This window comes from Serratia sp. 25CWL12 (assembly GCF_055790885.1).
Map to the genome: position 1 here is coordinate 2830603 of NZ_CM147698.1, position 13792 is coordinate 2844394.

At 48.7% G+C, this 13792-nt stretch carries 14 protein-coding genes and 4 tRNA genes; all 18 read right to left on the reverse strand.

Going from position 1 to position 13792, the window contains the following annotated elements; translation table 11 throughout:
• Window positions 1-58: 58 nt before the first annotated feature.
• The 18 genes from nadA to sucC all read right to left on the reverse strand — a co-directional run bounded on the left by nadA (window position 59) and on the right by sucC (window position 13577).
• The gene (nadA, locus tag ACX9GV_RS12110; protein ID WP_023489199.1) at window positions 59-1105 is read right to left on the reverse strand and encodes a quinolinate synthase NadA; all 1047 of its coding nucleotides are present in this window, start codon (window positions 1103-1105) and stop codon (window positions 59-61) included.
• A 269-nt stretch (window positions 1106-1374) separates the two neighbouring features.
• A tRNA-Lys gene (locus tag ACX9GV_RS12115) sits at window positions 1375-1450 on the reverse strand.
• Between the two features lie 7 nt (window positions 1451-1457).
• Window positions 1458-1533 (reverse strand) — tRNA-Val (locus ACX9GV_RS12120).
• Between the two features lie 33 nt (window positions 1534-1566).
• Window positions 1567-1642: transfer RNA gene (locus ACX9GV_RS12125), tRNA-Lys, on the reverse strand.
• An 89-nt stretch (window positions 1643-1731) separates the two neighbouring features.
• Window positions 1732-1833: transfer RNA gene (locus tag ACX9GV_RS12130), tRNA-Lys, on the reverse strand.
• A gap of 176 nt (window positions 1834-2009) precedes the next feature.
• Window positions 2010-2813 (reverse strand): cell division protein CpoB, encoded by an 804-nt coding sequence (gene cpoB, locus ACX9GV_RS12135; protein ID WP_023490669.1) that lies wholly within the window; start codon window positions 2811-2813, stop codon window positions 2010-2012.
• Window positions 2814-2822: 9 nt separating this feature from the next.
• Window positions 2823-3332 carry a peptidoglycan-associated lipoprotein Pal gene (gene pal, locus ACX9GV_RS12140; RefSeq protein WP_023490670.1) on the reverse strand — a complete coding sequence of 170 codons (510 nt, stop codon included), beginning with the start codon at window positions 3330-3332 and terminating at the stop codon, window positions 2823-2825.
• A 44-nt stretch (window positions 3333-3376) separates the two neighbouring features.
• The gene (gene tolB / locus ACX9GV_RS12145; RefSeq protein ID WP_023490671.1) at window positions 3377-4669 is read right to left on the reverse strand and encodes a Tol-Pal system beta propeller repeat protein TolB; all 1293 of its coding nucleotides are present in this window, start codon (window positions 4667-4669) and stop codon (window positions 3377-3379) included.
• Window positions 4670-4795: 126 nt separating this feature from the next.
• A complete protein-coding gene (gene tolA / locus ACX9GV_RS12150) occupies window positions 4796-5884 on the reverse strand; it encodes a cell envelope integrity protein TolA (protein ID WP_473195699.1) in 1089 nt (362 codons plus the stop codon).
• Window positions 5885-5962: 78 nt separating this feature from the next.
• A complete protein-coding gene (gene tolR / locus ACX9GV_RS12155; RefSeq protein WP_023490673.1) occupies window positions 5963-6391 on the reverse strand; it encodes a colicin uptake protein TolR in 429 nt (142 codons plus the stop codon).
• Window positions 6392-6403: 12 nt separating this feature from the next.
• On the reverse strand, window positions 6404-7087 hold the full coding sequence (gene tolQ / locus ACX9GV_RS12160) for a Tol-Pal system protein TolQ (RefSeq protein WP_023490674.1): 684 nt from the start codon (window positions 7085-7087) through the stop codon (window positions 6404-6406).
• Window positions 7084-7488, reverse strand: a complete 405-nt coding sequence (ybgC, locus tag ACX9GV_RS12165) for a tol-pal system-associated acyl-CoA thioesterase (RefSeq protein WP_023490675.1) — start codon at window positions 7486-7488, stop codon at window positions 7084-7086. The genes tolQ and ybgC overlap by 4 nt, the downstream gene beginning before the upstream one ends.
• A gap of 163 nt (window positions 7489-7651) precedes the next feature.
• Window positions 7652-7948 carry a cyd operon protein YbgE gene (ybgE, locus tag ACX9GV_RS12170; RefSeq protein ID WP_473195700.1) on the reverse strand — a complete coding sequence of 99 codons (297 nt, stop codon included), beginning with the start codon at window positions 7946-7948 and terminating at the stop codon, window positions 7652-7654.
• Window positions 7948-8061, reverse strand: coding sequence for a cytochrome bd-I oxidase subunit CydX (gene cydX, locus ACX9GV_RS12175; RefSeq protein WP_116728220.1), 114 nt, complete (start codon window positions 8059-8061; stop codon window positions 7948-7950). The genes ybgE and cydX overlap by 1 nt, the downstream gene beginning before the upstream one ends.
• A gap of 17 nt (window positions 8062-8078) precedes the next feature.
• The gene (cydB, locus tag ACX9GV_RS12180) at window positions 8079-9218 is read right to left on the reverse strand and encodes a cytochrome d ubiquinol oxidase subunit II (RefSeq protein ID WP_473195701.1); all 1140 of its coding nucleotides are present in this window, start codon (window positions 9216-9218) and stop codon (window positions 8079-8081) included.
• A 15-nt stretch (window positions 9219-9233) separates the two neighbouring features.
• Window positions 9234-10802 carry a cytochrome ubiquinol oxidase subunit I gene (gene cydA, locus ACX9GV_RS12185; protein ID WP_023490679.1) on the reverse strand — a complete coding sequence of 523 codons (1569 nt, stop codon included), beginning with the start codon at window positions 10800-10802 and terminating at the stop codon, window positions 9234-9236.
• Between the two features lie 733 nt (window positions 10803-11535).
• Window positions 11536-12408 (reverse strand): succinate--CoA ligase subunit alpha, encoded by an 873-nt coding sequence (gene sucD, locus ACX9GV_RS12190; RefSeq protein ID WP_023489825.1) that lies wholly within the window; start codon window positions 12406-12408, stop codon window positions 11536-11538.
• Between the two features lie 2 nt (window positions 12409-12410).
• Window positions 12411-13577: an ADP-forming succinate--CoA ligase subunit beta gene (gene sucC, locus ACX9GV_RS12195; protein ID WP_023489826.1), complete on the reverse strand. Its 1167-nt coding sequence runs from the start codon at window positions 13575-13577 to the stop codon at window positions 12411-12413.
• Window positions 13578-13792: the final 215 nt, after the last annotated feature.

A 13792-nucleotide genomic window follows, 5' to 3' on the forward strand; every position in this document is an offset into this window, starting at 1 on the left:
GGCATTGTGGCAGCTACCGTGCTGCCGTCTCAATGCCGAGAGATATTGATGCTATCTGTCAGCGACCAGGTAAATGTGCAGCAAACTCCAACATGCGGTTAAGCGGGATAAGCGCCTTATCACGCAGTGTTTCATCCACCAGGATCTCATGCTGTGCACCCATCTGCTCCAACCCTTCAGCAATGGCTTGCAAGCCGTTCATCGCCATCCATGGACAATGTGCGCAACTGCGACAGGTTGCCCCTTCCCCCGCCGTAGGGGCTTCGAATAGCTCTTTATCCGGGCAAGCCTGTTGCATCTTGTAAAAGATACCGCGATCAGTAGCCACAATCAGTTGCGGGTGAGGTAGTTTGGTTGCCGCTTGAATCAACTGGCTGGTTGACCCAACCGCATCAGCCAGTTCGATCACCGCATGGGGAGACTCTGGATGCACCAATATTGCCGCATTGGGGTAGAGCGCCTTCATACGCAACAGCGCTTGCGTTTTAAACTCATCATGAACGATACAAGCCCCTTGCCAGCACAGTACATCCGCCCCTGTTTGCTTTTGTACATAATGACCAAGATGCCGATCCGGTGCCCAGATAATTTTCTCACCGAGGCTATCAAGGTGTTCAATCAATTCAACCGCAATACTGGAAGTGACAACCCAATCGGCACGGGCTTTGACTGCCGCTGAAGTATTGGCATAAACCACCACGGTCCGCTCAGGGTGACTGTCGCAAAAAGCGTTAAACTCCGCCGCTGGACAGCCAAGATCCAGTGAGCATTCGGCATGCAATGTTGGCATCAATACCTGTTTTTCCGGGCTGAGGATTTTAGCTGTTTCCCCCATAAAACGCACCCCAGCAACCAGTAACGTTGAGGCCGGATGTCGGCTGCCAAAACGCGCCATTTCCAGTGAATCTGCAACACATCCCCCCGTTTCCTCTGCGAGAGCCTGGATTTCAGGATCAGTATAGTAATGAGCCACCATCACGGCATCCCGTTGCTTGAGTAACGTTTTAATCTTTTGGCGATAAAATGCTTTTTCTGCTCCATCTAACGGTTGCGGTTTTGGAGGGAATGGGTACACCGCAGCATTGATATCAAACATTTCACTCATTACTTTTATCTCTTCAACGGGTTGGATGTTTGCTTATTGGTACTCGCTTACTCTTGGCAAACAACCTTGTTTGTTATACTAAACAAAATACCGCAATTTTTGTATTGAGTCGCTGTTATTTTCAGTAAAAATTGATTTCTGTTTAATAGATTAAAATTTGGGTGTTTGAAGGGGGTGGAACAATGGCAATACTTGGGTGTGGTCAGGTATGACTTGGTGGGATTTGAGTGATTGAATGTTTGGGGATGGTTCAGTGCTATATGAGGAGATGGTGGGTCGTGCAGGATTCGAACCTGCGACCAATTGATTAAAAGTCAACTGCTCTACCGACTGAGCTAACGACCCATGTTAGTGGTGGGTGATGACGGGCTCGAACCGCCGACCCCCTCCGTGTAAAGGAGATGCTCTACCAACTGAGCTAATCACCCACTGCATGGTTACTGCTTACTAGATACTTAAATTGGTGGGTCGTGCAGGATTCGAACCTGCGACCAATTGATTAAAAGTCAACTGCTCTACCGACTGAGCTAACGACCCATCATTGTGAGCTAACTACTCAAAACATGGTTACTACTTATAAAGCCACATCTGTTATTGAGTGGTGTAGGATTGATTCGTCCTTCGTCCTCACCCTACGGGCAACGCTGCGCGTTGTCGTCTCGCTTCGCTCGGCTCGAACCTGCGAGCAATTGATTAAAAGTCAACTGCTCCACCGACTGAGCTAACGACCCAATTTTCTGTCACTTTGACACTTAACAAGATGTCTTGGCAACGGCGGCATATATTACTAATTTATCTTGGCAGCGCAACCTAAATTTTTACTTAAAAGGTTCAACTGCTTGTTCTTCACGCGAATGAGCCCAGAATTCAACCAAATCGACTAAATTCCGGGCTCAAATTTTGCTTATAAACTCGCTTCGCGTTTCTTGGCCTGTTTGGCCGCATCGCTGGTTGGGTATAACTTAATCACCTGCTGGTAAACGGCTTTGGCTTTATCCATTTGCCCTTTTTCCTGCATGATCACCCCAACTTTATACATCGCATCCGGTGCCTTCGGCGATTTAGGATAATTCTTTACCACTACTGCAAAATAGTAGGTCGCATCATCCTTTTTACCTTTGTTGTAAAGCAACTGCCCTAGCCAATAGTTGGCGTTAGGTTGGTAAGTCGACTGCGGATACTGCTTAATAAAAGCCTGAAAGGCGGTGATCGCCTCATCATACTGTTTTTTTTCCAGCGCCAGTGAAACCGCTGAATTGTAGTCGCTGTTCTCATCGCCACTACTTGCTGGAGCCGCAGTGGTGCCGGTAGAAGAATTGCTTGCGCTATCCCCAGATGTGGCAGCCGTTGCCCCTACGGCGGCCCCAGCGGCAGCACCCGCTGAACTCTGCGCACCATTCTGGCCAAGACTATCAATTTGCTGATAGAGCTGTTTCTGACGTTCAACTACCTGATTCAGCTGATACTGATTTTCCTGAATCTGCCCACGCAGTGAATCTATATCGCGTTGATTATCAGAGAGTTGTTGCTGAAGTTGATTTAAGAGCTGACTTTGAGCATTGCTAATCCGCTCAAGTGATGTGACACGGTCTTCGACCGAGCCTGAGCCGACATTACTGATTGGCGCTTGGGCAGTAGCGGCCCATGGAGCCGCTACGCCAACCAGTAACGACAGACTCAACAGGTGATGTCTGAAGTTACTGTTCATGCGATTCTCTTAGTAAACCAGAACGGCACGACGGTTTTTAGCCCAAGCCGCTTCATCGTGGCCCAGTACTGCTGGTTTCTCTTTACCGTAGGAAACGATAGAGATCTGGTCAGCAGAAACACCTTTACCTTGCAGGTACATTTTGACGGCGCTAGCACGACGCTCGCCCAAAGCGATGTTGTATTCTGGCGTACCGCGCTCATCCGCGTGACCTTCAACAGTCACTTTATAAGATGGATTGTTACGCAGGAATGCCGCATGAGCATCCAGCATCTGAGTGAAATCAGAGCCAATGTCATATTTGTCAAAAGCAAAGTAAACAATATTGTTTCTCTGCAGTTCTTGCATCTGCAAACGAGCTTGGTCTTCAGAAGACAGGTTGCTGCTGCCATTTTCTGTGCCGTTGCCAGCGCCCATACCAGATTGGTCATTGTTTGCGCTTTTGTTAGAACTACAAGCCGCTACCGCCAAAATTGGCAATGCCAGCATAAGCCCCTTCAGCATTTTATTGAGTTGCATTTCTTTGATCCTTTTATAGTTTGCCATACATATTTGTATATGCATTACAGATACGGCGACCAGGCAGGAAATTTGACCTGTCCATCAGTTGCCGGAAGACGCGCTTTGAAACGCCCATCAGTCGACACCAACTGCAGCACGGAGCCCATACCTTGCGTGGAGCTAAAGATCACCATGGTGCCGTTTGGAGCGATACTGGGTGTTTCATCCAGGTACGTATCCGTTAATACTTGAACGGCACCCGAACCAAGATCTTGCTTGGCAATATGCTGAGCACCACTATTGGTACTTACCATTACCAAGAATTTACCGTCAGCACTCACATCAGCGTTCTGATTCTGAGCCCCTTCCCAAGTCAGGCGTTGTGGTGTGCCACCACTGGCACTGACTTTATAAATCTGAGGACGCCCCCCCTGATCAGAGGTAAAGGCCAACGATTGACTATCCGGGAACCAAGTGGGTTCAGTATTATTGCTGCGACCATCAGTAATCTGAGAGATCTGACCTGACCCCAGATTCATCACATACAGGTTAAGGCTACCGCTCTTGGAAAGTGCAAAAGCCAAGCGCGAACCATCCGGCGAAAATGCTGGCGCGCCATTATGGCGTGGGAACGAAGCAACCTGGCGGATAGCGCCGCTAGCCAACGTCTGGATAACCAGAGCTGAACGGCCGCTCTCGAAGGTCACATACGCCAATTTACTTCCATCAGGTGACCAGGCAGGTGACATCAGTGGTTCAGGTGAGCGGTGCACTACGAACTGGTTATAGCCATCATAATCGGCTACACGCAGCTCATGTGGGAATTTGCCACCATTAGTATGGACAACATAAGCAATACGGGTCCGGAACGCACCTTTGATACCCGTCAGCTTTTCAAACACTTCATCACTGGCGGTATGTGCAGAATAACGTAACCACTGCTTGGTGATCTTATATTGGTTCTGCGCTAGAACAGTACCAGGAGCCCCTGATGTATCAACCAGTTGATAGGAAACCAGGTAACTGCCATCGGCACCAGGCTGAACCTGGCCAACCACCACCGCATCAATACCCAGTGCAGTCCAGGCTGCTGGCGTTACTTCAGCTGCCGTAGAGGGCTGTTGCGGCATACGGGCCACATCAATAGGGTTAAACTTGCCGCTATTGCGTAGATCCGCACCAATAATCTGACCAATATCTTCTGGAGGGCTACCGGGCCCCGCCCATTTGAACGGTACCACGCCAATAGGGCGAGCAGAGTCGACGCCTTGGGTGATTTCAATGCGAACTTCCGCGTGTAACACGGATACCCACAGTACTAAAAAACTTAATACTACTCGAAGTGCCTGCTTCATCTCATCTCCCTTATCCAGGCAGGATGCCTACGATAAATTAGCAGAATTTTAACAAACCAACAAAACGATAGGATCCCTGTTGGTTACCTTGATTCATTCTTGGGGTATGACTCAATTAAAAAATCATTATTCTGGCTTAAATGTAATGGGTACATTCTTGAACACTTCATACACTGCCGGAGTCGGTGGTTTGGGAATATGAGCCTGCTTAGCCGCAGCAATTGCTGCCTGGCACAGAGCGGGATCACCCCCTTCAGACTTAATATCAATCAACAAACCATCGGGTGCCAGTTTAATCCGTAAATCGCACGTTCTTCCTTTGTAAAGATCAGCATCATAAAACTTGCTCTGAATGGCTGCGGTAATCTGCCCCAGATAGCCACTAATATCGGCACCACTAGCCCCAGCGGTCTTGGCGTTACCTTGACCAGCAGGTTTACCATCCCCTTGCGCTTTAGCACCGCCACCTTTCGGCGCGTTCTTGCCATCAGCCAAGCCACCAAATAAATCATCGACTTCAGCCGCCTTTTTCTTATCATCAGCGGCTTTTTTAGCTGCAGCGGCCTTCTCTGCGGCGGCTTTTTTCTCTGCTTCTGCTGCCGCTTTCTTCTCAGCGGCAGCAGCAGCGGCTTGCTTCTTCGCCTCTTCTGCCTGCTTTTTAGCTGCCTCAGCAACAGCCGCTTCTTTTTTAGCTTCCGCTTCCGCTTTCTTCTGCGCCTCTGCCTGTGCTTTGGCTATTTTATCTGCCTCGGCTTTGGCTTTCGCTGCAGCCTCCTCGGCTGCTTTCTGTTGTTCTTTCGCCTTAGCAACCGCCACCTCGGCCACTTTTTGCTGTTCAGCTTGAGCCTTGGCGTCCTGCGCCGCTTTTTCCTGCGCCGCCAAACGCTCCTGTTCCAGTTTCTTCAGGCGTTGTTGTTCTACTGCCTGCTTCTGCTGTAACTCTTCCGCCTGCTGTTCCGCTTTCTTCTGGCGCTGTTTTTCTGCACGCTGGGCATCGCTACTCTGCTGCTGCTGGCGATTATACTGCTCGACGACAGCACCCGGGTCGACCATCACTGCCCCTACTACAGAACCATCACCGCCACCGCCAGCACTCATTTCGGCGTTTTCTTGCAGTGATCCCCAAATCAACAGGGCAATCAATAGGATGTGCAGAACCACCGATACAATAACGGCGCGATTCAGCTTATCGTTTTGCTCAGTTGCCTTTACCAAAATAGATTCCCAAAAACTGGTGCTTAAACGTGTTCCCGCCAAATAAAAGCAGGAACTGGGTTACCTCTGACCTCAGGGTCAAATTGGCTGAGTCATCAGCCCTACAGAAGTTACCCCCGCTTGATGAAGAATATTTAACGCCTTGATAATCTCATCATAGGGTACTTCCTTGGCCCCACCGATCAAAAAAACCGTCTTCGGGTTAGCCGCCAAACGTGATTTGGCTTCTGCCGCCACCTGCTCTGGTGGCAACAGTTCCATGCGGTTATGATCAGCCACCAGAGTGTATTGCCCTACGCCAGAAACTTCGAGGATCACCGGTGGATTATCATCACTGGACACTGTCTTGGAATCAGTTGCATCCGGTAAATCCACCTCAACACTTTGGGTTATGATTGGCGCAGTTGCCATAAATATCAACAGCAACACCAGCAATACATCCAGCAACGGAACTATGTTGATTTCCGACTTGAGCTCCCGCCGGTTACGACCACGAACTTTCGCCATGCTACCCCCTACTTATTTGCTGTCGCTGGAGAAGGCCTGGCGATGCAGAATAGCGGTAAACTCTTCCATAAAGTTGTCGTAATTCTGGTCAAGCTTGTTAACCCGCTGGTTAAGACGATTGTAAGCCATGACGGCAGGGATCGCGGCGAATAGACCTATCGCGGTGGCAATCAATGCTTCCGCGATACCGGGTGCCACCATTTGTAAGGTTGCTTGCTTAACCGCCCCCAAGGCAATAAAAGCATGCATGATCCCCCACACCGTACCAAACAACCCAATATAGGGACTGATGGAACCCACGGTACCGAGGAATGGAATATGCGTTTCCAACATTTCCAGTTCACGATTCATGGAAATACGCATCGCTCGCGTGGCCCCTTCAATCACCGCTTCTGGCGCATGATTATTGGCACGATGTAAACGAGCAAACTCCTTGAAGCCCGAATAGAAAATTTGCTCTGAGCCAGTCAGGCTATCACGGCGCGACTGACTTTCTTGATACAAACGCGAAAGCTCGATGCCCGACCAAAACTTGTCTTCAAACGCTTCGGCGTCACGCGTTGCCGCATTCAAAATGCGTGTCCGCTGGATAATAATCGCCCAAGATGCCACTGAAAAACATATCAAAATCAACATGATAAGCTTAACCAGCAGGCTCGCCTTCAAGAATAAATCCAGGATGTTCATGTCAGTCACTGCTTAAACTCCGCGACAATAGACTTAGGAAGCGCTATCGGCTTCATTTGGTGTTGATCAATACATGCAATCAATACATCGGCCTTACTCAAAAGAGTACCATCAGAATTTATAATGCATTGAGCAAACGTAAGAGAAGCCCCGCGTATTGAGGTGATTTTACTTTTCACTTCCAGCATGTCATCAAGACGAGCGGGGTGTAGATAATCCACCGTTATACGCCGGACAGCAAAAGCGATATGTTCACTGAGCAACTGCTGTTGATGAAAGTTACGCTGGCGCAACATCTCAGTGCGTGCTCGTTCATAAAAGGCGACATAGCGAGCATGGTAAACCACCCCACCAGCATCGGTATCTTCATAGTAGACCCGAATTGGCCATCGAAATAACGTATTACTCACAAGACTTCCAAACCAATGCGATTTAACGATATTACTATACGCAAGAGAGATCGGGTTTGGAATGGGTTACTCGGGGAGAATGGAAATAATTATGGGTAAATACGGCCCATGGCATAGAGACTTAGCCCGTCAAAGGGGCTTACACCATGCTTGGGCCAGCTATTTATAAAGAAACGTAAAGTAATGCTGCCACTAGGATGATTATTGCTGGTAATGGCGCAAAAAAGGCACGCCAAAACAGCGTATGAGGCCGGAACCCAACACCGTGAACCAGACCGGCACACACTGCCCACATCAGCAACAGCCCCTGCCAAATCGCCAATGAACTGGTACGTGCGGCAAAAAGTGTGGGATCCCAAAAAATACACCCAGCCAAAATCAACGCCAACACCAATGAAAGGGCCCTTAACGGGCCCTTATCTGTGACGGCATACAGCTTATCTATCAATGCTGAACTCATCACTTACTGTCTTGCTGTGCTTTTGAATCTTCAATGTGCTCAAGCGCCAGAGCTGTAATAATACCGAAGGAACAAGCAAGAAGCGTTCCGAGGATCCAGGCAAAATACCACATGGTTTAGCTCCTTTTGCTTAGTACAGTGAATGCTTGTTGTTTTCAATAAAATTCTTATCCAAGCGACCAAACATTTTGTAGTACGACCAGATGGTGTACGCCAGAACGATAGGCACGAAGATAATCGCCACAACAGTCATCACTTGCAGCGTGAACAGGCTGGAGGTGGCATCCCACATCGTCAGACTGACATTAGGCACAGTGCTTGATGGCATAACAAACGGGAACATGGTGACACCCGCCGTCAGGATCACACAAGCACAGGTCAATGACGAGGTCACAAATGCCATTGCACCTTTCCCGAACCGCGAGAACAGGATAGTCAACAGTGGCAAAATCACCCCAAGTGCTGGCAGAGCCCACAGGATCGGATACTTGTTGTAGTTAATCAACCAGGCACCCGCTTGATGAGCAACCTCTTTGCGCAATGGGTTGGACTGCGCTGCCGTATCCAGTGCTGAAGTCACCACAAAACCATCAATACCGTACACCAACCAAACACCGGCCAGCAGGAAACATACCCCCATCACCAACGCAGAAATCTGTGCTGCTGCGCGTGAACGCAGGTAAATTTCAGCCGTGGTACGCATTTGCAGGTAAGTTGCCCCCTGAGTGACCAGCATGGTCAGGCTGACAATACCGGCCAATAGAGCAAACGGATTCAATAATCCGAAGAAGCTGCCGGTATAGAACAGGCGGGCAGTCGTGTCGATATGGAACGGCACCCCTTGCAACAGGTTGCCAAATGCCACACCAAATACCACTGCAGGCACAAAACTACCCGCAAAGATGCCCCAGTCCCACATATTACGCCAGCTGTTGTTTTCCAACTTAGAACGGTAATCAAAACCAATAGGGCGGAAAAACAACGCAGCCAACACCAGAATCATCGCAATATAGAAACCAGAGAACGCAGCAGCGTATACCATTGGCCAGGCAGCAAACAATGCACCACCGGCGGTAATCAACCATACCTGGTTACCATCCCAGTGTGGGGCAATGGCGTTGATCATTATCCGACGCTCATTATCCGTTTTACCGATAATGCGCACCAGTATGCCGACACCCATATCGAAACCATCGGTGACGGCAAAACCGATCAGCAATACGCCAACCAGGATCCACCAGATAAATCGCAATACTTCATAGTCAAACATATCTTGGACTCCTGTTTAGTGCGCTTCCTGCATGGCAGCAGTCGGTTGTTCAAAGTGATAGCGGCCAGTTTTCAAGCTGCTTGGACCCAGACGCGAATATTTGAACATCAGGTACATTTCAGCCACCAGGAACAGGGTATACAAGCCACAAATCAGCACCATCGAGAACAGGACGTCACCCGTACTCAAGGAAGAAGTAGCCAGTGCAGTAGGCAGCACTTCACCTATTGCCCATGGTTGGCGACCATATTCTGCCACAAACCAACCGGCTTCTGAGGCGATCCAAGGTAATGGAATCCCGAACAGCGCCGCACGAAGTAGCCATTTCTTCTCGCCAATACGGTTACGCAACACGCTCAAGAAAGACATACCAATGATAAACAGCATGATTACGCCACAGGCCACCATGATACGGAAGGAGAAGTATAATGGGGCTACACGTGGAATAGAGTCTTGAGTCGCTTTCTGAATCTGTGCTTCCGTGGCGTCAGCCACATTATCGGTATAACGCTTAAGCAGCATACCGTAGCCCAGATCCTGTTTCTTCTCATTGAAAGCGTCACGAACAGCAGGGTCGGTATTGCCACCACGCAGCTCTTCCAACAACTGATAAGCCTTCATACCGTTGCGGATACGTACCTGATGTTCAACCATCAAATCCTTCAGGCCGATAACCGGGGTATCAATAGAGCGGGTAGCAATCAGGCCAAGCATCCATGGAATCTGAACAGTGAACGAGTTCTCCATCTTCTCTTGATTCGGAATACCGAACAGAGTAAATGCCGCAGGTGCGGGTTGCGTTTCCCATTCAGCTTCAATAGCAGCCAGTTTGGTTCTTTGCACATCCCCCATTTCGTAACCAGATTCGTCACCCAGTACGATAACAGACAGGATCGCGGCCATACCGAAGCTGGCAGCAATAGCAAAAGAACGCTTGGCAAAAGCAATATCACGCCCTTTCAGTAGATAGTAAGAACTGACACCCAGGATAAACATCGCACCGGTGGTATAACCTGCTGCGACAGTATGGACAAATTTTACCTGTGCAACCGGGTTAAGCACCAGTTCGGAGAAGCTCAGCATCTCCATTCGCATGGTTTCAAAGTTGAATTCAGAAGCAATCGGGTTCTGCATCCAACCGTTAGCCACCAGGATCCACAACGCAGACAGGTTAGAGCCTAGGGCTACCAACCAGGTTACCGTCATGTGCTGTATCTTGCTGAGACGATCCCAACCAAAGAAGAAGAGCCCAACCAGCGTTGACTCCAGGAAGAACGCCATCAGCCCCTCAATAGCAAGTGGGGCCCCGAAGATATCACCGACGTAGTGTGAAAAGTATGACCAGTTAGTCCCGAACTGGAACTCCATAGTCAAACCGGTGGCCACACCCAGAGCAAAGTTGATTGCGAACAACTTGCCCCAGAATTTGGTCATATCTTTATAGATTTGTTTGCCTGACAGCACATATACCGTTTCCATAATTGCCAACAAAAACGCCATCCCCAGCGTTAATGGGACAAATAGGAAGTGGTACATCGCCGTTAAAGCAAACTGTAAGCGCGACAGTTCGACAATATCAAACATCTTGACTCCTTGCTCCTCGCAGGAAGACTACAATTTGCGGTTATCGGTATGACTTAATCAAGAATAGCCGATAATACTTCGCAGTGAATGCCTTTAAACACAACAAGTTTTATTCAACCTTGCCGTTTTCACTCCTGGATTGTTACCCCCCATAAAGGCGAGCAAAAACACAGCAATGAAAACCAACAGTAGGTAACAAATGCAACAAGATCAACCATTCCTAATTACACAATGGCATGATACTCGTCAAAGCACACACAATAAATAGGTTTTTACGTGACCTGTGTTAGAGTTTTGGTGACAGGTCAAAAACCAGTCCAAAGCGAGCGCTGGGTTTATTTTGATCTAAAACAATTTAAGCCATTCTGAATATGATTACCAGATTAATTACCTAATTAATAGAACCCGCACTACAGACAGTAAATCAATGCGTTAATTGTTCTTTATTGATATATCATTGTTAATTTGATGTGAATGAAAATACATTTTATTGTACTTTCAATTAAGTAATACACGTCATTATTCACGTCTGCTTATACTTCACAGTTTCTGCATACGGCCCATATCCAAACTGTCAGTAATAATAATTCCTATTAAGATAAATGCATCGTTAAAAAAAAGGCCACCTCAATGGGTGGCCAGTCAGAAAATTTATCCGTCATGATTCAAGCAGCCAAGGTGAGTGGCTAATGCTTACGCTGTCATATAAATCAAACGGAATATTGTCATCCGATCAACGCATTAGCACCGCTTTCACTGCATCACCAATATCAGCCAGGCTGCGTACTGTTTTCACCCCTGCGGCCTCTAGAGCAGCGAATTTCTCATCAGCAGTCCCTTTGCCACCGGCAATAATTGCACCCGCATGGCCCATACGCTTACCTTTAGGCGCAGTAACACCAGCAATGTAACCAACAACCGGCTTGGTTACATGCGCTTTGATATAAGCTGCAGCATCTTCTTCCGCACTACCACCAATCTCACCGATCATCACTATCGCTTCTGTTTGCGGATCTTGCTCAAACATTTTCAGGATATCGATGAAATTAGATCCCGGAATCGGATCACCACCGATGCCGACACAAGTAGACTGACCGAGGCCTGCATCAGTGGTCTGTTTTACCGCCTCATAAGTCAGCGTACCGGAACGGGAAACAATCCCCACTTTGCCAGGTAGGTGTATATGGCCAGGCATAATACCAATCTTGCACTCCCCTGGTGTGATCACCCCAGGACAGTTAGGGCCGATCATCCTGACACCCGCTTCATCAAGCTTCACTTTCACCGTCAACATATCCAGGGTTGGGATACCTTCTGTGATAGTGATAATCAATTTGATGCCAGCATCAATCGCTTCCAGAATCGAGTCTTTACAAAATGGTGCAGGAACATAAATTACCGATGCCGTCGCGCCAGTGGCTGCCACAGCTTCACGTACGGTGTTGAATACGGGCAAACCAAGGTGCTGAGTTCCCCCTTTACCCGGCGTCACCCCACCGACCATTTTCGTGCCATAAGCAATTGCTTGCTCTGAATGGAAGGTCCCTTGGCTACCCGTGAAACCCTGGCAAATGACTTTGGTGTTTTTATCGATCAAAATGGACATTATTATTTCCCCTCCACGGCAGCAACAACTTGCGAAGCCGCATCACTCAGGCTAGTTGCAGCAATGATATTCAGCCCACTGTCTGCCAATTTCTTGGCACCGAGCTCTGCGTTGTTCCCTTCCAGACGGACCACCACCGGGACATTAACACCCACTTCAGCTACCGCACCAATGATGCCTTCAGCAATCAGATCACAACGCACGATACCGCCGAAAATGTTCACGAAAACCGCTTTCACCTTCTCATCAGAGAGGATGATTTTAAACGCTTCAGTCACACGCTCTTTGGTTGCTCCACCACCCACATCAAGGAAGTTAGCGGGTTCGCCACCGTGTAACTTCACAATGTCCATGGTCCCCATCGCCAGACCGGCACCATTCACCATGCAACCGATGTTGCCATCAAGAGCAACATAATTCAGCTCCCATTGGGCAGCGCGGGATTCACGCTCATCTTCTTGGGAAAGATCACGCATTTCACGTAGCTCAGGTTGGCGGAACAACGCATTGCCATCCGCCCCCAGTTTGCCATCCAGGCACACCAGGTCACCCTGTTTGGTGATCACCAGCGGGTTAATCTCCACCATCGCCAGGTCACGCTCCAGGAACAACGTCGCCAATCCCATAAAGATCTTGCTGAATTGACCGACCTGCTTGCCACTCAAACCCAGTTTGAATGCCAGCTCACGGCCTTGATATGGCTGCGGGCCAGCCAGTGGGTCAATGATGGTTTTGTGGATCAGCTCTGGCGTTTCTTCCGCCACTTTCTCGATCTCAACACCACCTTCGGTGGAAGCCATAAACACGATACGGCGACTTGCACGATCAATGACCGCACCTAAATAGAGTTCTTTATCAATATCAGTGGCGGTTTCTACCAGGATCTGGTGCACCGGTTGCCCCAACGCATCTGTCTGATAAGTCACCAAACGTTTGCCTAACCAAGCTTCGGCAAACGCGCGGATCTCTTCCTTTTTGCTTACCAGTTTAACGCCACCTGCTTTACCACGGCCACCAGCATGAACCTGACATTTCACAACCCACGGACCGGAGCCAATTTTAGAGGCGGCTTCTTCTGCTTCACGCGGTGTATTACAGGCATAACCGGTTGGTACTGACATGCCATACCGAGCAAATAGCTGTTTTGCCTGATATTCGTGTAAATTCATGATGTTCTATCCATTCAGATCTGAAAATTTCAGCCGAGTCACTTTCGCGGAAGCCCGCATGATCTATCGGCCACGTAGCACAGAGTTTGGGATCAGTCTCCTTCTCCCATAGATACCCGTCGCCATTTGAACTGCTGAGACATTAATTTCTCCACGACAGCTCATCCTTGAGCCTTGCTACATCACCTTCTGCGGCAATGTAAATCCGTTTACGT

Coding starts and splice junctions, on each gene's coding strand:
- cydA (WP_023490679.1), bottom strand. CDS start 10,802: ATGTTTGATATTGTCGAACTGTCGCGCTTACAGTTTGCTTTAACGGCG.
- sucD (WP_023489825.1), bottom strand. CDS start 12,408: ATGTCCATTTTGATCGATAAAAACACCAAAGTCATTTGCCAGGGTTTC.
- cydX (WP_116728220.1), bottom strand. CDS start 8,061: ATGTGGTATTTTGCCTGGATCCTCGGAACGCTTCTTGCTTGTTCCTTC.
- nadA (WP_023489199.1), bottom strand. CDS start 1,105: ATGAGTGAAATGTTTGATATCAATGCTGCGGTGTACCCATTCCCTCCA.
- tolR (WP_023490673.1), bottom strand. CDS start 6,391: ATGGCGAAAGTTCGTGGTCGTAACCGGCGGGAGCTCAAGTCGGAAATC.
- ybgE (WP_473195700.1), bottom strand. CDS start 7,948: ATGAGTTCAGCATTGATAGATAAGCTGTATGCCGTCACAGATAAGGGC.
- sucC (WP_023489826.1), bottom strand. CDS start 13,577: ATGAATTTACACGAATATCAGGCAAAACAGCTATTTGCTCGGTATGGC.
- tolB (WP_023490671.1), bottom strand. CDS start 4,669: ATGAAGCAGGCACTTCGAGTAGTATTAAGTTTTTTAGTACTGTGGGTA.
- cydB (WP_473195701.1), bottom strand. CDS start 9,218: ATGTTTGACTATGAAGTATTGCGATTTATCTGGTGGATCCTGGTTGGC.
- pal (WP_023490670.1), bottom strand. CDS start 3,332: ATGCAACTCAATAAAATGCTGAAGGGGCTTATGCTGGCATTGCCAATT.
- cpoB (WP_023490669.1), bottom strand. CDS start 2,813: ATGAACAGTAACTTCAGACATCACCTGTTGAGTCTGTCGTTACTGGTT.